Genomic DNA, 17,632 nt, shown 5'->3' with positions numbered 1-17,632 from the left:
TATGGGCGCGCGCTTTCCTTCCCTGACCGGGGGCGGCTTTGCCGGCGACGGCGCGCGCCTGCTTGGCCTGATTTTCGGCCTTTTCGTAGCGGCCGCCACCCTTTTCGGTGCGACTGGGACAGCGAGCGCCCACGCTTCGCTGTTGCGTTCGACGCCGGTCGAAGGTGCGGTGGTGCAGACGGCACCTGCCGAGATCGTGCTCGGGTTCAGCGAGACAGTGACGCCGCTCGTCGTCAACCTGCAGTCTCCCGATGGCAGCTCGACACGGCTGACGGCAAGGCTTGCCGGCGCAGACCTGGCGATTGCCTGGCCGGCGTCGAAGGCTGAAGGCACCTATCTCCTGTCCTGGCGCGTCGTGTCCGCCGATGGACACCCTGTTGCCGGTGTTTTGTCCTTTTCGCTCGGCAGCCCGAGTGTCACGCCGCCTCTGGCGCTGGAGCTGAACGACAATTCGCTCCGCCTCGCTATCTGGTGCGCCAGGCTGGTGCTTTATCTCGGCCTGTTCTTTGGCGTCGGCGGCGCTTTCGCGCTCGCCTGGCTCGCGCCGGGCAAACATTTCGGTGTCGGGCCCATTGGTGCGTTTCTGGTGCTCGGCCTCGCTGCGGCTCCTGTCTCCTTCGGCCTGCAGGGGCTCGACGCGCTGGGCGCGCCGCTGTCGATGTTCGGCAGCGCCCTGGCTTGGGAAACGGCTGGGGCGACCAGCTACAGCTTCACGGTGGCCATTGCCTTCATGGCGTTGGCCCTGGCGCTGCTGGCGCTTGCGGTGGAGGCCAAGCTGGCGCGCTTGATATCGCTTGCCGGCCTTGTCGGCGTTGGCGTCGCCCTGGCCGCCAGTGGCCATGCCAGTGCTGCCGCACCACAATGGCTGACCCGGCCGATGGTGTTTGTCCATGGTACCAGCATCGCCTTCTGGGCCGGGGCGCTGTTGCCGCTGGCCTTCGCCTGGCGCGAAGGTGGTGAAAGCGCAAAGGCCGCCTTGCGGCGGTTCTCTGTATCAGTTCCCTATGTCGTGGTGGCGCTGCTGGCAGCCGGCCTCGTGCTGTCGGTCATCCAGGTCGAAGCGCCCGCCGCGCTCTGGCGCACCAGCTACGGGCTGCTTCTGTTGGCAAAGCTCGCGCTGGCCGCAGCCTTGCTTGCGCTCGCCGGCATCAATCGCTGGCGCCTGACCAAACCCGTACTGGCCGAACAGGCCGCAGCGCAGCGCTGGCTGGTGCGCAGCATCGTCCTGGAGACGCTGCTGATGGTGGCGATCCTCGGCGTTGTCGCCGGCTTCCGCTTTACGCCGCCGCCACGCGTGCTGGCCATCGAGGCGGCCGAACCGGCCGCGATCCACATTCATACTGCGGAAGCCATGGCCGATCTCGCCATCAGCCCCGGCCATGCAGGCAGCACGAGCGCTTCCATCGTCATCATGACCGGTGACTTCGGTCCGCTCGATGCGCGGAACGTGGAGTTGCGGCTGAGCCAGCCCGGCTCCGCCGAGATCAAGGCGAAGGGCTACAAACCCGGCGACGGCACCTGGCGGATCGACAGGCTCGACCTGCCGGCAGCGGGCACCTGGGCTGTTGCCATCGATGTCGACATTGCGGAAGGGCAAGCGGTGACGCTGGAGGGGGAGGTTGCCATTCGGCCTGGTACCGGCTGGTAGTCGATACGGACGATGTCGCACCTGTAGCGCCGCCTATCGTCCGGGCATCTTTTGCAAATGCCCGGGAGTGCGCGCATGAAAATCCTTATCATTGGCGGAACGGGCATGATCGGCGGCCACACCGCCAACTATCTCAAGGCCCAGGGCAACGAGGTAGTTCTGGCGGCGCGTAAGCCGGCGCCCGAATCGACGCCGATGGCCGCCTATCCGACGATCTATGGCGACTACACCAAGGGTGACTTCTCGGCCGCCGACCTCGCGCCCTTCGACGGTATCCTGTTTGCCGCCGGCAACGACATCCGCCACCTGCCCAAGGGCGTCGACGAGAACGAATTCTGGACCAAGATGCAGATCGAGGGCGTGCCGACCTTCGTCGAGCTGGCGCGCAAGGCCGGCGTGCGCCGCGTCGTCCATATCGGCAGCTATTACCACCAGGTCATGCCCGACCTCGTTCAAACCAATGCCTATGTGCGCGGCCGCAGCCTGGCCGACGAGGGCGTGCGGTCGCTTGCGACCGACGAGTTCAACGTCTCGACGCTCAACCCGCCGTCGATCGTGGGCTACGTGAAGGGCTTGCCGACCAAGCGCTACGAGACACTGATGGCCTATGCGCGCGGCGAGACGCAGATGCCGATCTTTGCGCCGCCTGGCGGCACCAACTACATGTCGGTGCAGTCGCTGGCCGAAGCCATCTGGGGCGCGTTCCAGCGCGCCGAGAGCGGCAAGGCCTATCTGGTCGGCGACGAGAACCTGACCTTCCAGCAGTATTTCCAGTCGCTGTTCGACGCGGTGGGCAATCCGCACCGTGTCGAGGAGCGCAACGAAGAACATCCGCTGCTGCCTGATATGTTCATCGTGCCAGGCCGTGGCAATATCCTCGCCTACGAGCCGGATCCCGAGGAGACCAAGCTGCTCGGCTATCGCCGCAACGACGTGCAGCGGGCGCTGCGTGAGGTCTTCACCCAGGTGTCCGGCCAGTAGGTCGGCGCAGTGTAAGGAGAGGAAAACATGGCAGACGACCAGGCGGCATTGCTGATGTCGGTCGCGCTTCGGAGCGTGTCCGAACGTTACGCCTTTGCAGTGGACAGCGGCGACGGCGACCTGCTCGCCGCGCAGTTCGTGCCTGGAGGCGTGATCGTGTCGCCGCGCGGTACGTTCGAGGGGCTGGAGCAGATCCGCGGCATCCCCGGGATGCTCAAGCAGCGGTATCTCAAGACCTTCCATGCCGTGCTCAACCAGATGCTGAGCCCGGTCGAGGGCGGCGCGGAGGGCGAAACCTACTGCATCGCCCGCCACTACTTCCGCGATCCGGCCGGCCGCTATCTCTGCTACGAGATGACCATCCGCTACCTGGACCGTTTCGCCCGTACCTCCAATGGCTGGCGCCTGGCGCGCCGCGAACTGGTGGTCCTGGGCACCCATACCTGCGAGGCGCAGGAAACGCCGAACTAGCGCGGATTCAGGTGAGGCCGGCCTGCAAATGGCGGCCTTCTGCGTTTCCGGTGCTCACGGACCTGAATCCGGATCGCGCCGGGGAAAAAATACAGACTGCGGAGGACAGCATGTCGGAGGAACTCTCCATTCTCGGGCTAACCGGCAAGGTGGCGCTGATTTCAGGTGGCGGCGCCGGCATCGGCCTCGCCACGGCCGAGCTTTACGCGCGCGCCGGGATGAAGGTCGTGGTTGCCGAGGTCGATCCGGCGCGGGTGGAAACCGCGCGCGTCGCCTTGGGCGACGCCCATCTCGTCGTCGAGGCCGACGTGCGCAAGGCCGCTGACGTGGCTGATGTGATCGAGGCGGTGAAGATCCGTTTCGGCAAGCTCGACGTGCTGGTCAACAATGTCGGCGACTATCTCGGCTTCAAGAAGCCGTTCGAGCAGTCGACCGAAGACGAGTGGAACGCGCTCTACGGCATCAACCTCCTGCATATGTTCCACATGAGCAAGGCGGCGATTCCGCTGATGCGGGCCGGCGGTGCCGGCGGCAGCATCATCAATGTCTCGACCATCGAAGCCTTCCGCGGCATTCCGCTGACTGTCGTCTATTCGGCCTTCAAGGCAGCGATAACAGGCTTTACCCAGAGCCTTGCCGTCGAGCTCGGCCAGCATGGCATCCGTGTCAACGCCATTGCGCCCGAGACCACCAATTCGGCGCAGATCGTGGCGACGCCGCGCGTGCCGGCTGAGAACCGCGACTATCTCAAGCGCTGGTTCCCCATCGGCCGCTTCGGCGAAGGGGCGGATTCTGCCGGTGCGGCCCTGTTCCTGGCGTCGGATACGCTTTCAGGCTGGGTGTCGGGCACGACCATCCATGTCGACGGTGGTGTGCTCGCGGCGGGTGCCTGGTCGCGCCTGCCTGATGAGGCAGGCTGGACCCATCTGCCCATCATCGAGAGCGACGGCTACACGCCACGACCGCACGCCAGATAGCTGATTGGCCTCAGGCCACGCCCTGGCGTCCGAGCTTCAGGCCGGCAGGCTCCACGCTGCGCGGACCCTGCACCGGCCGTGAAGCCTCTGCGGGGCGGATTTCGCTGCGGCCGACGAGGTTTGCTATCTCCGACAGCGGCTGCGGCCGGCCGAAGAGGAAGCCCTGGACCTCGGCGCAGCCTTCGTTGCGCAGGAACTCGAAATTCTCCTGCTTTTCCACGCCCTCGGCCAGCACTGGGATGTTGAGGTCGTTGGCGAGCAGGATGGTGGCGCGGACGATGGCGGCCGACGCCGTGTCGTTGGCCACGTCCTCGACGAAGGAGCGGTCGATCTTGACCCTGCCGAAGGGGAATATTTGCAGCGTCGACAGTGACGAATAGCCGACGCCGTAGTCATCCATGGCGATCGAGACGCCAAGCGACTTCAGCTGACGCACGACATGCAGCGCACGGTCGCGGTCGTCGATGATGCTGGCTTCGGTGATCTCGAGCTCCAGCCGCGACGGGGCGAGGCCGGTGGACAGAAGTGTCTCGTGGACGAGCCGCGGCAGGTCGGATTGCGTCAGCTGGGCCGAGGCGATGTTGACGCAGATCTTGTAGGGCTTGCGCCAGCGGGACACCTCGGCGCAGGCGGTCTTGAGCACCCATTCGCCTATCGGGATGATCAACCCGTTCTCCTCGGCGATTGGAATGAACACTTCCGGCTCGACGATGCCGCGCTCGCGGTGATGCCAGCGCAGCAGCGCCTCATAGGCGCTGATCTCGCCCGACATCACGTCATGCTGGGGCTGGTAATAGAGCTCGAATTCGTCGCGCTCCAGCGCGTGGCGGAGCTCGATGGCAAGCGCGCTGCGCTCGCGCCGGCCTTCGTCCATCGAGCGGTCGTAATAGCAGACCTTGTCGGTTATCGAGCGCTTGGCGCGGTACATGGCAAGGTCGGCAGCGCCGATGAGATCGTCGCTGTCGGCGGCGTGGTCAGGATAGACGCTGACGCCGACGCTGGCGCCGACCGACAGCGTCTTGGCCTTGTTCTGGATCGGATCGAGCACGCTGTCGATCAGCTTGCGCACGAAGCTGTCGATCTCCTCGGTCGAGGTGATGTCCTGCTTGACGGCGACGAACTCGTCGCCACCGACGCGGGCAACCAGCTCACCTGCGCCGGTCAGGCTTTTCAGCCGGCTGGAGACCGTCTGGAGCAGCAGGTCGCCGGCGTTGTGGCCGTGGACGTCGTTGATTTCCTTGAAGCGGTCGAGATCGACGACGATTACGGCGGCCTTGTTACCGCGCGCCTCGCTGCGCTTGAGCATGGCCGGCAGCTTGTCGGAGAGGAAGGCGCGGTTGGGCAGACCGGTCAGCGGATCATGCTGGGCGGCGTGGCGGAAGCTGTCGACCAGTTCGCGCTGCGACCGTGCGTCCATGACGTAGAGCGTCAAGCCGGTGATGACTGCCATGGTGGCGAGTACCAGCACGGCGAGGAATTCGCTGGAGAAGACCTTCGTCGGAACCGGAATGGACGGATCGGGCACGACGGTTGCCGCACCCATGGCGGTGAAGTGCATGGCGCAGATGGCCAGCACCAGTGCCAGCACGGAGAGCGGCTTGTAGTGGCGCACGCTGCGGCGGGAGGCCAGATGCATGGCCAGGGCCCCGAAGGCCAAGGCGAAGAGAATCGACGCCTCGACCAGCGCCATGTCCCATTCGATCCTGCCGGCGATCTCGAAGCCCCGCATGCCGGTGAAATGCATGGCGACGATGCCGGCGCCAATGACGGCGCCGCCGACTTCGGCCGCCAGCCCGCGCGGCCGGGTCGCGGCCAGATGCAATCCGGCGGCGGTGAAGAAGATGGCGATCAGCAGGGACGCGATGGTCAGGGCCGGATTGAAGGCATGGTCGAACGGCAGCCTGTAGCCGAGCATGGCGACGAAATGAGTGGTCCAGATGGCCGCGCCGCAGGCAATGCCCGAGAGTACGATCCAGCCGGGACGAGACTGTGCCGAGATCCTGACTGCGCGCTCGAAGAGCCGCATGGTCATGGCCGCCCCCGCGACACAGACGATCGCTGCTATGACCACGAACGAATAGTCGTGATCGTAAGCAAGACAGGAAATGACCTTAAACATTGCCACGCCCCCACCGCCGGACAATGCTTGCCGGCCAGCCTTGAGGCGAGTGTCTGCTGTAAAAGTGAAAGAAATCCCTAATGTAGAACTGCTTCCGGCAAGTTATCGCAAAGCTGGCCTGTCGGTTTCACCAGGCTGCACCATCCGGCGGAGCTTGCCGCCACCGGCTGCCGATGCGTCTTCGACCTGATCGCAGCGGTTGCGCTGCCTGCGCTTTTCATCGACAAATGCGTGTCGCATGGTCAAGGGAGCTGGGCATGGCCGAGACTAAGAGCAAGCGTTTCGAAGCGACGCTGACGGCGTTGCGTGGGGTCTTGATCGCAGCCGCGGCATTGGTCGCGTTCTTCTATCCGACGCAGGCGGTGCAATTGCTGGTGCTGGTCGGCGGCGGCCTGCTTCTGGTCGACGGCGTGCTCGGACTGGTGACCATCGACCGTTCGGCCGCCCGGACGACCGGCCATTGGGTGGCGCTCATCCGCAATCTCCTGTCGATCCTCGCCGGCGTGATCGTGCTCGCCAGCGGCCTGCTCGTCAGCGTGTTCACGCTGTCGTTCCTGATCGGCATGGTCGGTCTTCTGGCGCTGCTTGTCGGGCTGTTCGAGATGGCTTCGAGCTTTCTCGATGGGGAACGTCAGACGCGGCTGTGGCCGACGCTGGTCGGTGGCGCCGTCTATGCCGTGTTCGGGCTGGCGCTGATGTTCGTGCCGCTGACGAGCGCTGCAACGCTGATGCGCATCGCCATGGTGCTGATGCTCGCCTATGCGCTTCTGCTGTTCTACCGCGCCTGGCGCACGCGGGCAGGCTCTGTTTGAGCCTGCCAGGGTATTGCGGGAGGACGAGCAGCCGGACCGGGCGATCGGGGCTAGCGCCTGATGGCGCGTCCGACTGCGATGAGGATGCATGCGCCGACGAAGCCGGCGGCCAGGTATCCGATCCAGCCTGTGAGCGCGATGCCCACGAGGCCGAGCAGGGCGTTGGCGACAACAGCACCCACGATGCCAAGAATAATGTTCATGAGGAGGCCGGTGTTGCTCTTCATGAACATCTCGGCGAGCCAGCCAGCCAGGCCGCCAATGATGATAGCTGCTATCCAGCCGACTTGTGCGTTATGCATGTAAGTAACTCCAGTAGCGGCGTTCATTCGCCACTAAAGAAATGCTGGCCTCGCGCGGTTGGTTCCATTTCGGTCACAACTTCCATTTGGGGCTGAAAGTGTTCAGCGCAGCCGATGCGCGCCGCCGAAACCGGTCAGGAAGGCGGTCAAATTGTCTCCCAGCGCGTCGCAGAGGTAGCCGCCCTCCTGAACGATGACGGTGGGCAGGCCAAGACGGGCAATGGCTTCGGCAATCCGCGCAAATCCTGGTGTCGATACCTCGAGCCCGCCGAACGGGTCGCCTTCGAAGGCATCCAGGCCCAGAGCCACCACCAGCGCTTCGGGCGCGAAGGCCTCGATGCGGGCGAGGCCATGGCCAAGGGCGTCGATGAACTCGGCGTCTCCCGACTTCCGCGCAAGCGGCAGGTTAAAGTTGTAGCCGAGGCCGGGACCTTGACCGCGCTCGTCGGCATGGCCCCAGAAGAACGGATAGAAGCTGATCGGATCGACATGTACCGAGACGGTCATGACGTCGGGCCGGGCATAGAAGATGCCTTGCGTGCCGTTGCCGTGGTGCAAGTCGACGTCGAGGATGGCGACGCGTGCCGCTGTGGCGCGGAGCCTCTGCGCGGCGATGGCCGAATTGTTGAAGAAGCAGAATCCGCCGGCGACGTCGGTATACGCGTGATGGCCCGGAGGACGGCACAGCGCATAAGCGGCCGGTTCGCCCGACAGAACCGCTTCTGCCGCGGCCGCGGCGCTCCAAGCACTCCAGCAGGCGCTGTCGAATGTCTTGGCCGAGATCGGGCAGGCGGTGTCGGCCATGTGAAAGCCGGCCTGGCCGACCGGGGAGGCGGGGTAGGTGCCGTTGCGGGCGAAGGGGTGGATGTTGGGGATCACCTCCGGAGAGGCTCCGTCCAGGTGCTGCCAGCGCTCGTATATGTGGGCCAGGAAGTGGATGTATTCGGGAGTGTGGACAGCGGCGATGGGTCCCAGGCCGTAATTGCCGGGCCTTGCCACTGCCGAGCCCGCGGCGCGTGCGCCCGACAGCAGGCGTTCGACGCGCTCGGGCTTTTCCGGATTGGGCTTCAGCGCGCCCGCCGACAGGAAATTCCTGGGGTCGTGGCGCTTCTGTTCCTCGGCGTAGAAGGTCTTCATACTCGCTCCCGATCAGTCCTTTGCTGGCTCGCCCAGGGCGACGAAAGCCGGCCCCTGGGCGATGTAAGATCGCTGGTCGTGCGAATGGACAAGGCCGAGGCCGAGATAGAAGCCATGGGCGCGGACATTGTCTTCATCCACCGCCAGTCGCATGTAGACGCCGCCGCGCTCGCGCGACAGCCGGGCGACATGGCGCAGCAGGCTTTCGCCGATGCCCAAGCTGCGGAAGCCCATGTCGACGAACAGATCCTGGACGAAGACGCCCGGGCGGCCGTACCAGGTCGAGAAGATCGGGAAGAACAGGCACATGCCGGCAAAGGCGCCGTCGGCTTCAGCGATAACGGCCTCGAAGGCCCTGGTGTCGCCGAAGCCGAAACGCCTGAGGTCGTCTTCGGTGCAGGACATCTGTCCGGTTTCGCCGAGATGTTCGGCAATGCCCTCTATGCCCGCCATCAGCAGGGGTGCATCGTCGACGGTGGCTGGTCGGATGAGAATGTTGGTCAAGCGTGCTCCAGTCGCCAGCAGCAGAGCCCATGGCCCGCACTGCGAAGATGTCGAGCGCCATTGATAGCATCGGCGCCTGACAGGGCGATGGAAATTGCTGGTCTGGCCGCAGGGATCGGGCCGCCATGGCCCGATGCGCCCCAAAAGGCAGGTTTGTTCAGGCTTCGACCAGCTTGAGACGCTTGTCGAATACGCCGAGAACACGAGCCAGCTCGTGACCGCGCTTGAGGATCAGGCCACCGGCGGCAATCACGCTGAAAGCACCCTGCTTGCGCGCCAGCTTGGGATCCTTGACGATCTGGTAGAGTGGCGTTTCGCTGGTTCGGCGAAAAACGGAGAAGACGGCGCGGTCGCTCATGTGGTCGATTGCGTAGTCACGCCACTCGTTGGCGGCGACCATGCGGCCGTAAAGCCTGAGAATCTGATCCAGTTCCCGTCTTTCGAAAGCCACCGGAAGGTCGAGCCGCTCCCGGCGGGCCTCATGAAGCGGGATCAATACTCCGGATGTCTCTGCATCCTCCGCTCCGGCACCGCGATCGGTCATCAATCGTTCCTTTTGCAGATTCTGACCTAAGGAGAAGGTCGCGCTTTCGGGCCAAAATTGCAACCCCCGGCTAAGAATCGCGGGCCGGAAAGGCCTTTCGACAAGGTTACCGCGACGGTAACGATTGCGAGACAAACTGTTGGAATTGGTGATGATGTGCCACATTCCTGCCGTTTTTTATCCGCGCTGACGCCCCAATGTCCGACGAATTTACACCCGTTGCCTGAGACGGTTCGGTCCGGCACTGGCTCGTAAACCCCAAGCCCCCCGCCCACGGGCCCGAGTCGGATCGAACCAACCTCGGTTCTCCTTTTGGATAGACCAGGTGCGACGATCCCAAGATTCACGGCCGATGCCAGTCCAGCTGGTGTCGGCCTTTTTACATCCGCTGCTGTAAGACGGTGGGACGGCGCACGATCGCCGCGCCGAGAATGGGCCCTGGCAGCCCGTCCTTGCCGACGGCCTGAAGCAGTACGGCACAGCCGCCCTTCTTTTCCACCTCGCTCTTGGGCAGCTCGAAGCGCTGGGCTTTGCCGTGCCACATGCCGGCGGTGTGGAAGTCGGTCACGGCGTTCCAGTAGGTGACGCGGCGGCCCTTGTTCTCGCCGCGCTGCAGGTCGACGGCCATCGGCGGTTGGAAATGCACCACGATCACATGTGCGGGCCCGCCCGCTCCGGCAGCCTCGCCGACATCGATGGTGAAGGTGTCGCTGTTCTGCGTGACCTTGAGGTCGACGCTCATGCCCTGGCCGGTCTGGTTCAGATTGTCGAGGGCCGCGGTCACGTCCTCGCGCTTGGCGCCGCTGACATGGGTGCGGCCGTTGATGACGGCTTGCGGCGTGTAGACCGAGCGCGACCCGAAGGCGCGCATGTAGCCATATTGCCGGTCGGTGTTGTCCTTGCTGCCCAACTGGTCCTGCCAGCCGAGATAGTCCCAATAGGTTACGTGATAGGCGAGCGCCACCATGTCATTCTTGGCGGCGAATTCGGCGAACAATTCGTCGGCCGGCGGGCAGGAATTGCACCCCTGGCTGGTGAAGAGTTCGATCACGCCGCGGGGGCGATCGTTGGGGTCGGCCTTGGCCATGCCGGCAAATCCGGCCACGGCCAGCGCCAGCGCTGCCAGCCGAAAATATCTGCGAGACTCCATGACCAATCCAAATCCTCGGCCGGCGGCACCGGCTTTTTCTTGTCGTTGGCGGAATATGTGGCAGATGCGCCATTCAACGGGAAGTCACGTTGAGGTGAAACTTTTTGCTTTTCGAATATTCCGTAACGTCATGTCTGCGGAACGAAATTTGTTATCGAAACGCTCGACGCGGGCGTAAAGTTGGGGTGGGGGGAACTTGCGATGCTGGAACAGCTCGGCCAACATATCGACCTCTATTGCGAGCGCCTGGGGCCGGGCCTGTGGGCCGAGCCATTGAACGCGCTGAGCAACCTTGCCTTCTTCGCCGCCGGGTTCTGGGGCGTCCGTGAGGCGCGCCGGCTCAAGGCCGGCCTGTTTGCAGAGGTGCTCGGCTGGTGGGTGGTGGCCGTCGGCGTCGGCTCGACGCTGTTCCACACCTTCGCCACCGAAGGTACCAAATGGGCCGACATCCTGCCCATTGCCGGTTTTACGCTCGCTTACACCCTGTTCAACCTGCGCCGCTTCGCCGGCATGAAATGGCCGGCGGCGCTCGCCATTTTTTTCGCCTTCTATCTGGTCGTCGGCACGGCGACCGCCATGGTGCCCGACTGGCTGCGTCAGGCCTCCAACGGCACGACAGGCTATTTGCCTCCATTCCTGGCACTGGTGTTCTTCGGTGGCGTGGTGATCGCCCGCGGCAGCCCGGCCGGCTGGTACAACATCGTTGCAGCCATCATCTTCCTGGGGGCGGTCACCTTCCGGGTCATGGACCCGCTGGTGTGCGACGTGTTGCCTGTTGGCACACACTTCATGTGGCATGTGCTGAACGGGCTGATGCTCGGCGTGCTGATGGCCGCGACCACGCGCTACGCGAAGCCACGTATGAGCCAAGCGCCGGCGATGCAGGTGATGCGGGCCTAGAGCGTTTCCGCTTTTCTTCGAATCGCGAAAACACTCTATCTTTTTTGTTTTGACGCAATTCCGGGCGGAAAACCGCTACGCACTTTTCCTGGAATTACTCCAGGCCGACTCAGGCGCTTGACGCAGCCGCTGCCTGCGGCGCGACCGCGTGACGCTCGGCCCATGCGTCGAGCCACTCGGCGCCCTGCATTTCGATCAGCCGCGACGAGGTGCGGTCGAACTCGAAGGCCTCATGGCCACGCTTGCCGACATAGAGCTTGTCGGGTGTCGCAGCGGCGCTGACCACCAGCCTGATGTGCTGGTCGTAGAGCGTGTCGACCAGAAGGATGAAGCGTTTGGCCTCGTTGCGGTTGGCTTCTGCCATCACCGGCACGTGGTCGACGAAGATCGTCTTGTAGTGCGCTGTTATCGCCAGGTAGTCGCGCGCCGCCAGCGGCTTTTCGCACAGATCGGAGAAGGCAAAGCGGGCGCAGCCGTCGACAGCTGCGGGGACCGCTACCTTGCGGCCCTTGACGGTGACTGTTGCAGGCTCGGCGGGCGCGCCATGGGTGACCTTGGTCCAGGCCTTGTCCATGTCGCGGTCGGCCGTCTCGCCGAGGGGGCTGAGATAAACAGGCACGCGGTCGAGTTTTTCGAGCCGGTAGTCGGTGTCGGCGTCTAGGTTCAGCACATTGGCGTTCTGCTCGATCAGGCCGATGAAGGGCAGGAAGAGCTGGCGGTTGAGGCCATCGCGGTAGAGATCGACAGGGGCGACGTTGGAGGTCGCGACCAGGACCACGCCGCGGGCAAACAGCGCCGCAAACAGGCGCGACAGGATCATCGCATCGGCAATGTCTGTGACCGAGAATTCGTCGAAGCACAGAACCCAGGCGTCTTCGGCGAGTTCGGCCGCGACAGGGGGGATCGGGTCGTCGTCGCGAGAGGTGCCGTTCTTCCGCGCCGCCCGCTGTTTCTGGATGCGGTCGTGCACGTCGGCCATGAAGTCGTTGAAATGGACGCGGCGTTTGTGCTTGACCGGCACGAGCTCGAAAAACATGTCCATCAGCATGGTCTTGCCGCGGCCGACGCCGCCATAGACATAGAGCCCCTTCACCGGGACATGCTGGGGCTTGCGCTTGGCAAAGAGCCAGCCGAGCGCGCTCGACTTGCGCGCCAGCCTTTTGTCGGAAATTTCGTCGATCAGCCGGTCGAGGGCGGCGACAATCGCGAGTTGGGCAGGGTCGCGGCGGACACTGCCCAGTTCGACGAGGTGATCGTAGCGCTGCCTGACGGTCACATGGGTCTGCAGGCCGTCACGCAGGTGCATGGTTCACTCTGACTGCTACGAAGGCCGCGTCAGCGGTTCAGCGAAATCGGCAGGCCGTTCGAGGTCTGCCCGTCGAAGCGACCGGCGCCCGACGAATAGAGCTTGGCCAGCGGCGAGCCGCCTTCATCGTAGAGCGTCAGCTGCTTGCCGGCGACGTTCCACGACTTCACACCGTCGATGGGGGCCGGGCAGCGCAACGGGCCAGCGCGGAAGCCCTGGCCGAACTTGGTCTGCGGTGTCGCCACCTTGCAGCTCTGGCCCGAAACCGAAGCGCTCCACACGCCAGCGACGCTGGATGCGGTGAGGTCGGGCGCGTTGGCGGCAGCGGCACCGCCGTCAGCCGGAAGGGCTGCGACCTGCGTCTGCTGCTGGGGAGCTGCCGGGAACTGCGAGGCGCCGGGGGCAACCGGCGGCGGCAACTGGCCGCTGGTCACGGTGCCTGCCGGTGCAGCCGGCAGCGGGGCCGGCTGGGAATCCATCGACGAAAGGCGCGTACTGGTGCAGCCGGCGGCCGTCATCAACGCCACCAGCGATGCGGCCAGCAGGCCGGTTTTCGAAAAAGCCATTGCAGTCCCTCCGTGGGGCAGTTCTGGGGGCGCCCCCGCGCAATCGATAGCTCGCCTCTAAAGCGGCGAAGTTGGCAGAATTTCAACCGGATATGGTTAAAATAGGGTTTGCGTCGGAACTTGTTGCAAAATTGTCGCAGCGATGTGTTCGGCCGGCAAGACTGGTAATTCGACGATGTTTCCGCCATATAGGCGCCGAACAGCCAAGAGAATTCTGCGCCATGGCCAATGAGGCCCCTTTCGCCAAGATGAACGGGCTCGGCAACGACATCATCGTCGCCGACATGCGTGGTCGTGCGGACCGTGTTACGCCTGCTGCGGCGATTGCGCTGGCGGCCGATCCGGCGACCAAGTTCGACCAGATCATGGCGATCCACGATCCGCGCACGCCGGGTACCGTAAACTACATCGAGATCATCAATTCCGACGGCACCCACGCCCAGGCCTGCGGCAACGGCACGCGCTGCGTCGTGCAGGCGCTGGCTGCCGAGACCGGGCAGAAGGTGTTCACCTTCGAGACGGTCGCCGGCATTCTCAACGCCGAGGAGCATGAGGACGGTTCGATCTCGGTCGACATGGGCATTCCGCGCTTCGGCTGGCAGGACATTCCGCTGGCCGAGGAATTCCGCGACACGCGCGCCATCGAGCTGCAGATCGGGCCGATCGACGAGCCCGTGCTGCATTCGCCCTCGGTCGCTTCGATGGGCAATCCGCACGCCATCTTCTGGGTCGACAAGGACGTCTGGTCCTATGACCTCGACCGGTTCGGCCCCCTGCTCGAAAATCACCCGATTTTCCCTGAGCGCGCCAACATCTCGATCGCCCAGGTGACCTCGCGCGAGACGCTGAACCTGCGCACATGGGAACGTGGCGCCGGCCTGACGCTGGCCTGCGGCTCGGCCACCTGCGCTGCTGCTGTGTCGGCCGCGCGCACCGGACGCACCGGCCGCACTGTGACGGTGACCGTGCCGAGCGGCGGTACGCTCAGGATCGACTGGCGCGCCGACGACCATGTGGTCATGACCGGCCCGGCCGAGTGGGAGTTCTCCGGCAGCTTCGACCCGGCCACCGGCGCCTGGCGCCGCGACCAGCAGGACGTCGCCTGATGGCGGTCGACGTCGTTACCTTCGGCTGCCGCCTCAACACCTATGAGTCAGAGGTGATGAAGCGCGAGGCCAAGGCCGCGGGGCTTGAAGAGCTCAAGGGCGGCGCTGTGATCTTCAACACCTGCGCGGTGACGAGCGAGGCTGTGCGCCAGGCCAAGCAGTCGATCCGCAAGGCGCGGCGCGAAAATCCGGACGCACGCATCATTGTCACCGGCTGCGCGGCGCAGACCGATCCGGCGGCCTTTGCCGACATGGCCGAGGTGGATCTCGTGCTCGGCAACGAAGAGAAGCTCAAGGCGCACAACTACCGGGCGCTGCCTGATTTCGGCGTCAACGACTTCGAGAAGGCGCGGGTCAACGACATTTTCTCCGTGCGCGAGACGGCGGGCCACATGGTCGATGCCATCGAGGGCCGGGCGCGTGCCTTCGTGCAGGTCCAGAACGGCTGCGACCACCGCTGCACCTTCTGCATCATCCCCTATGGGCGCGGCAATTCGCGTTCGGTGCCGATGGGGGCGGTGGTCGAGCAGATCAAGCGCCTTGCCGGCAATGGTTATGCCGAGGTTGTGCTGTCGGGCGTCGACATGACCAGCTACGGCGCCGACCTGCCGGGCGCTCCGCGTCTCGGCAAGCTGGTCAAGACGATCCTGCGCCAGGTGCCCGATGTGCAGCGCCTGCGCCTCTCGTCCATCGATTCGATCGAGGCCGACGAGGACCTGCTTGAGGCCGTCGCAACTGAGATGCGCCTGATGCCGCATCTGCACCTGTCGCTGCAGTCGGGCGACGACATGATCCTCAAGCGCATGAAGCGCCGCCATCTGCGCGATCAGTCGATCCAGTTCTGCGCCGATGTTCGCAGACTGCGCCCCGACATCGTCTTTGGCGCCGACATCATCGCCGGCTTCCCGACCGAAACCGACGAGATGTTCGAGAATTCGATCCGTATCGTCGAGGAGTGCGGGCTGACCCATCTCCACGTCTTCCCGTTCAGTCCGCGCGAGGGCACGCCCGCCGCGCGCATGCCGCAGGTCCGCCGCGACATCGTCAAGCAGCGCGCCGCACGCCTGCGCGCCGCCGGCGACGTTGCATATACGCGTCATCTCGAAAGCCTCAAGGGTTCGCGCCAGAAGGTGCTGGTCGAGCGCGAAGGGCTCGGGCGCACGGAAGGCTTCACCCTCGTTGGGCTCGACCGGGGCACGGCAGGCGAAATTCTGGAAGTCGACATCGCCGGGCATGACGGCGAGCGGCTGACCGCGGCACCGGCCGCCGCGCGCGCGGCCTGACGAAAGCGACCGCATGGCATTCGGGTTCATCAAGAAAGTTTTCTCCTTCGGCAAGAAGGACGCTGTGCAGCAGCCGGCCGAGGACGAGATCCTGCCGCCGCTGAATTTTGAGGCGCTCGATGCGCTGAAGCCGGCGGAGGACGCGCTTGCCGCTGCGGAAACGCCAATGGCCGAGACGCAGGCCGCTCCGGTCGAGGAACCGAAGCCGGAGCTGGTTCCAGTCGTCGCGCCTGAACCGGCGGAGCTGCCGACGCCGGTCGAGCCTGCGCCGCAGCCCGTTCTGCCTGACGAGCCGCAGCCTGAGCCGGACGTGCCCGCCATCGAGCCCGAGAAGCCGTCCGAACAGCCCGTGCCTGCGCCGATACCGGTCGAGCCGGAGCCCGCGCCGGTCGAAGTTCCGGTTCCGCCGGTTGAGCCGTCCGAACCTGACCTGCCCGAGGAAGTTCCGGCGCAACCAGAGCCCCAGGCGCCCGAGCCAACGATGCGTGCTCCCGAGCCGGGGCCGGTCGTTGAAGCGGCCGCGCCGAGCACCGCCGAGGCGTCCCCCTCTGGTCCTTCGGGCCATCTCCCACGCAAGGGGGAGCCGACCGCCACTCCGGTCGCCGACGAAGTGTCGAAACCCGCGGAAACTGTTGCGGCACGCCCTGTCGAGGCGCCCGAGCCGGTCGTTGTAGCGCCTGAGCCTGCTCGGACAGCGGTCGAGGATGAGCAGCCGATTGCCGCGTTGCGCGAAACTGTTGCAAAGCCTGCGCCTGCGGAGCCGGAGCTGGCAGCGCCTGTGTCGGAGCTAAAGCCTGCCGCCGGCAAGGTCACCGTCCAGAAGAAAGTCGAGCAGAAGGCCGAAATCGCCGAAGCGGTCGCCGCGCCTGCGCCGCGCCAAAGCTGGTTCCAGCGCCTGCGCCAGGGGCTGTCGCGCTCGTCCAAGGAATTGTCGGGCAACATCGCCGGCATCTTCACCAAGCGAAAGCTCGATGAAGACACGCTGCAGGACCTGGAGGACGTGCTGATCCGCGCCGATCTCGGCGTCGAGACGGCCCTTCGCGTCACCGATGCGCTGGCGTCGAGCCGCTATGGCAAGGATGTTTCGGACCACGAGGTCCGCTCGATCATGGCAGTCGAGGTCGAGAAGGTGCTGAAGCCGGTGGCGCTGCCGCTGGAGCTCGACCTGTCGCACAAGCCGCATGTCATCCTGGTCGTCGGCGTCAACGGCACCGGCAAGACCACCACCATCGGCAAGCTCGCCGCCAAACTCACCGACGGCGGGCTGTCGGTCATGCTCGCCGCCGGCGACACCTTCCGTGCCGCTGCCATCGAACAGCTGAAGATCTGGGGCGAGCGCACCAAGTCGCCCGTCATCGCCACCAAGCTCGGCGCGGACGCCGCCGGCCTTGCCTATGACGCCTTCGAAAAGGCCAAGGAGGCCGGATCGGACGTGCTGATCATCGACACGGCCGGGCGCCTGCAGAACAAGGCTGAGCTGATGGCCGAGCTCGAGAAGATCGTTCGCGTGCTGGGCAAGCTCGATCCCGATGCGCCACATACGGTGCTGCAGACGGTCGACGCCACCACCGGCCAGAACGCGCTCAACCAGGTCGAGATCTTCCGCAATGTCGCAGGTGTGAACGGCCTGGTGATGACCAAGCTCGACGGCACGGCGCGCGGCGGTATTTTGGTCGCAATCGCCGCCAAACATAAGCTGCCGGTCTATTTCATCGGCGTCGGCGAACAGGTCGACGATCTCGAACCTTTCTCGGCAAGCGATTTCGCCAAGGCGATCGCCGGCGTTGCCTGATCGGGCAAGCCCAGCGACGCGGTAGCAAGGAAGC

17 protein-coding genes are annotated in these 17,632 nt (G+C 64.9%); 9 read left to right on the top strand and 8 right to left on the bottom strand.

The features are described from left to right. Position 1 precedes the first annotated feature (1 nt). The 4 genes from B015_RS0124360 (at position 2) to B015_RS0124345 (ending at position 4,077) form a co-directional block, all read left to right on the top strand. Positions 2-1,648: a CopD family protein gene (locus tag B015_RS0124360; protein WP_018430370.1), complete on the top strand. Its 1,647-nt coding sequence runs from the start codon at positions 2-4 to the stop codon at positions 1,646-1,648. A 75-nt stretch (positions 1,649-1,723) separates the two neighbouring features. Further along, positions 1,724-2,629 carry an NAD-dependent epimerase/dehydratase family protein gene (locus B015_RS0124355; protein WP_018430369.1) on the top strand — a complete coding sequence of 302 codons (906 nt, stop codon included), beginning with the start codon at positions 1,724-1,726 and terminating at the stop codon, positions 2,627-2,629. Between the two features lie 27 nt (positions 2,630-2,656). Further along, positions 2,657-3,100, top strand: coding sequence for a nuclear transport factor 2 family protein (locus tag B015_RS31540; RefSeq protein ID WP_018430368.1), 444 nt, complete (start codon positions 2,657-2,659; stop codon positions 3,098-3,100). 110 nt (positions 3,101-3,210) lie between these two features. Continuing rightward, the gene (locus tag B015_RS0124345) at positions 3,211-4,077 is read left to right on the top strand and encodes an SDR family NAD(P)-dependent oxidoreductase (RefSeq protein WP_081623573.1); all 867 of its coding nucleotides are present in this window, start codon (positions 3,211-3,213) and stop codon (positions 4,075-4,077) included. Positions 4,078-4,087: 10 nt separating this feature from the next. On the opposite strand, the gene B015_RS31535 is transcribed toward B015_RS0124345, so the two are convergent. Next, the gene (locus B015_RS31535; RefSeq protein ID WP_018430366.1) at positions 4,088-6,196 is read right to left on the bottom strand and encodes a bifunctional diguanylate cyclase/phosphodiesterase; all 2,109 of its coding nucleotides are present in this window, start codon (positions 6,194-6,196) and stop codon (positions 4,088-4,090) included. Between the two features lie 257 nt (positions 6,197-6,453). Between B015_RS31535 and B015_RS0124330 the strand changes: the two genes are divergently transcribed. Continuing rightward, positions 6,454-7,008: a DUF308 domain-containing protein gene (locus tag B015_RS0124330; protein WP_018430364.1), complete on the top strand. Its 555-nt coding sequence runs from the start codon at positions 6,454-6,456 to the stop codon at positions 7,006-7,008. Between the two features lie 50 nt (positions 7,009-7,058). Here the strand turns inward: B015_RS0124330 and B015_RS0124325 are convergent, their stop codons facing one another. The 5 genes from B015_RS0124325 to B015_RS0124305 all read right to left on the bottom strand — a co-directional run bounded on the left by B015_RS0124325 (position 7,059) and on the right by B015_RS0124305 (position 10,645). Then, the gene (locus B015_RS0124325; RefSeq protein ID WP_018430363.1) at positions 7,059-7,310 is read right to left on the bottom strand and encodes a GlsB/YeaQ/YmgE family stress response membrane protein; all 252 of its coding nucleotides are present in this window, start codon (positions 7,308-7,310) and stop codon (positions 7,059-7,061) included. 102 nt (positions 7,311-7,412) lie between these two features. Further along, positions 7,413-8,447: a histone deacetylase family protein gene (locus B015_RS0124320; RefSeq protein ID WP_018430362.1), complete on the bottom strand. Its 1,035-nt coding sequence runs from the start codon at positions 8,445-8,447 to the stop codon at positions 7,413-7,415. Positions 8,448-8,459: 12 nt separating this feature from the next. Beyond that, entirely contained in the window at positions 8,460-8,951 is a 492-nt protein-coding gene (locus B015_RS31530; RefSeq protein ID WP_018430361.1) for a GNAT family N-acetyltransferase, read from the bottom strand. Between the two features lie 157 nt (positions 8,952-9,108). Further along, the gene (locus B015_RS0124310; protein WP_026227671.1) at positions 9,109-9,495 is read right to left on the bottom strand and encodes a DUF2794 domain-containing protein; all 387 of its coding nucleotides are present in this window, start codon (positions 9,493-9,495) and stop codon (positions 9,109-9,111) included. A gap of 379 nt (positions 9,496-9,874) precedes the next feature. Beyond that, entirely contained in the window at positions 9,875-10,645 is a 771-nt protein-coding gene (locus B015_RS0124305) for a DUF1223 domain-containing protein (RefSeq protein WP_018430359.1), read from the bottom strand. 201 nt (positions 10,646-10,846) lie between these two features. Here B015_RS0124305 and B015_RS0124300 point away from each other — a divergent pair, with 201 nt between their 5' ends. After that, the gene (locus B015_RS0124300) at positions 10,847-11,545 is read left to right on the top strand and encodes a ceramidase domain-containing protein (RefSeq protein ID WP_018430358.1); all 699 of its coding nucleotides are present in this window, start codon (positions 10,847-10,849) and stop codon (positions 11,543-11,545) included. A 109-nt stretch (positions 11,546-11,654) separates the two neighbouring features. On the opposite strand, the gene zapE is transcribed toward B015_RS0124300, so the two are convergent. Continuing rightward, positions 11,655-12,851: a cell division protein ZapE gene (gene zapE, locus B015_RS0124295; RefSeq protein ID WP_018430357.1), complete on the bottom strand. Its 1,197-nt coding sequence runs from the start codon at positions 12,849-12,851 to the stop codon at positions 11,655-11,657. A 29-nt stretch (positions 12,852-12,880) separates the two neighbouring features. Next, on the bottom strand, positions 12,881-13,417 hold the full coding sequence (locus B015_RS0124290; protein WP_018430356.1) for an AprI/Inh family metalloprotease inhibitor: 537 nt from the start codon (positions 13,415-13,417) through the stop codon (positions 12,881-12,883). Between the two features lie 221 nt (positions 13,418-13,638). Between B015_RS0124290 and dapF the strand changes: the two genes are divergently transcribed. The 3 genes from dapF to ftsY are packed head-to-tail and all read left to right on the top strand — an operon-like array spanning position 13,639 to position 17,598. Continuing rightward, on the top strand, positions 13,639-14,523 hold the full coding sequence (dapF, locus tag B015_RS0124285) for a diaminopimelate epimerase (RefSeq protein ID WP_018430355.1): 885 nt from the start codon (positions 13,639-13,641) through the stop codon (positions 14,521-14,523). Then, a complete protein-coding gene (gene mtaB, locus B015_RS0124280; RefSeq protein ID WP_018430354.1) occupies positions 14,523-15,806 on the top strand; it encodes a tRNA (N(6)-L-threonylcarbamoyladenosine(37)-C(2))-methylthiotransferase MtaB in 1,284 nt (427 codons plus the stop codon). The genes dapF and mtaB overlap by 1 nt, the downstream gene beginning before the upstream one ends. A gap of 13 nt (positions 15,807-15,819) precedes the next feature. Beyond that, positions 15,820-17,598 carry a signal recognition particle-docking protein FtsY gene (gene ftsY / locus B015_RS0124275; protein ID WP_018430353.1) on the top strand — a complete coding sequence of 593 codons (1,779 nt, stop codon included), beginning with the start codon at positions 15,820-15,822 and terminating at the stop codon, positions 17,596-17,598. The last annotated feature ends 34 nt before the right edge of the window (positions 17,599-17,632 follow it).

Source organism: Hoeflea sp. 108 (assembly GCF_000372965.1).
In the GTDB taxonomy this organism is placed as follows: domain Bacteria; phylum Pseudomonadota; class Alphaproteobacteria; order Rhizobiales; family Rhizobiaceae; genus Aminobacter.
This window is presented reverse-complemented; position numbering and strand designations above follow the sequence as displayed.

What these genes read in the sequence shown, in the direction of transcription:
- B015_RS0124360 (WP_018430370.1), top strand. Translation starts at nt 2, where the DNA reads ATGGGCGCGCGCTTTCCTTCCCTGACCGGGGGCGGCTTTGCCGGCGAC.
- B015_RS0124355 (WP_018430369.1), top strand. Translation starts at nt 1,724, where the DNA reads ATGAAAATCCTTATCATTGGCGGAACGGGCATGATCGGCGGCCACACC.
- B015_RS31540 (WP_018430368.1), top strand. Translation starts at nt 2,657, where the DNA reads ATGGCAGACGACCAGGCGGCATTGCTGATGTCGGTCGCGCTTCGGAGC.
- B015_RS0124345 (WP_081623573.1), top strand. Translation starts at nt 3,211, where the DNA reads ATGTCGGAGGAACTCTCCATTCTCGGGCTAACCGGCAAGGTGGCGCTG.
- B015_RS31535 (WP_018430366.1), bottom strand. Translation starts at nt 6,196, where the DNA reads ATGTTTAAGGTCATTTCCTGTCTTGCTTACGATCACGACTATTCGTTC.
- B015_RS0124330 (WP_018430364.1), top strand. Translation starts at nt 6,454, where the DNA reads ATGGCCGAGACTAAGAGCAAGCGTTTCGAAGCGACGCTGACGGCGTTG.
- B015_RS0124325 (WP_018430363.1), bottom strand. Translation starts at nt 7,310, where the DNA reads ATGCATAACGCACAAGTCGGCTGGATAGCAGCTATCATCATTGGCGGC.
- B015_RS0124320 (WP_018430362.1), bottom strand. Translation starts at nt 8,447, where the DNA reads ATGAAGACCTTCTACGCCGAGGAACAGAAGCGCCACGACCCCAGGAAT.
- B015_RS0124310 (WP_026227671.1), bottom strand. Translation starts at nt 9,495, where the DNA reads ATGACCGATCGCGGTGCCGGAGCGGAGGATGCAGAGACATCCGGAGTA.
- B015_RS0124305 (WP_018430359.1), bottom strand. Translation starts at nt 10,645, where the DNA reads ATGGAGTCTCGCAGATATTTTCGGCTGGCAGCGCTGGCGCTGGCCGTG.
- B015_RS0124300 (WP_018430358.1), top strand. Translation starts at nt 10,847, where the DNA reads ATGCTGGAACAGCTCGGCCAACATATCGACCTCTATTGCGAGCGCCTG.
- zapE (WP_018430357.1), bottom strand. Translation starts at nt 12,851, where the DNA reads ATGCACCTGCGTGACGGCCTGCAGACCCATGTGACCGTCAGGCAGCGC.
- B015_RS0124290 (WP_018430356.1), bottom strand. Translation starts at nt 13,417, where the DNA reads ATGGCTTTTTCGAAAACCGGCCTGCTGGCCGCATCGCTGGTGGCGTTG.
- dapF (WP_018430355.1), top strand. Translation starts at nt 13,639, where the DNA reads ATGGCCAATGAGGCCCCTTTCGCCAAGATGAACGGGCTCGGCAACGAC.
- mtaB (WP_018430354.1), top strand. Translation starts at nt 14,523, where the DNA reads ATGGCGGTCGACGTCGTTACCTTCGGCTGCCGCCTCAACACCTATGAG.
- ftsY (WP_018430353.1), top strand. Translation starts at nt 15,820, where the DNA reads ATGGCATTCGGGTTCATCAAGAAAGTTTTCTCCTTCGGCAAGAAGGAC.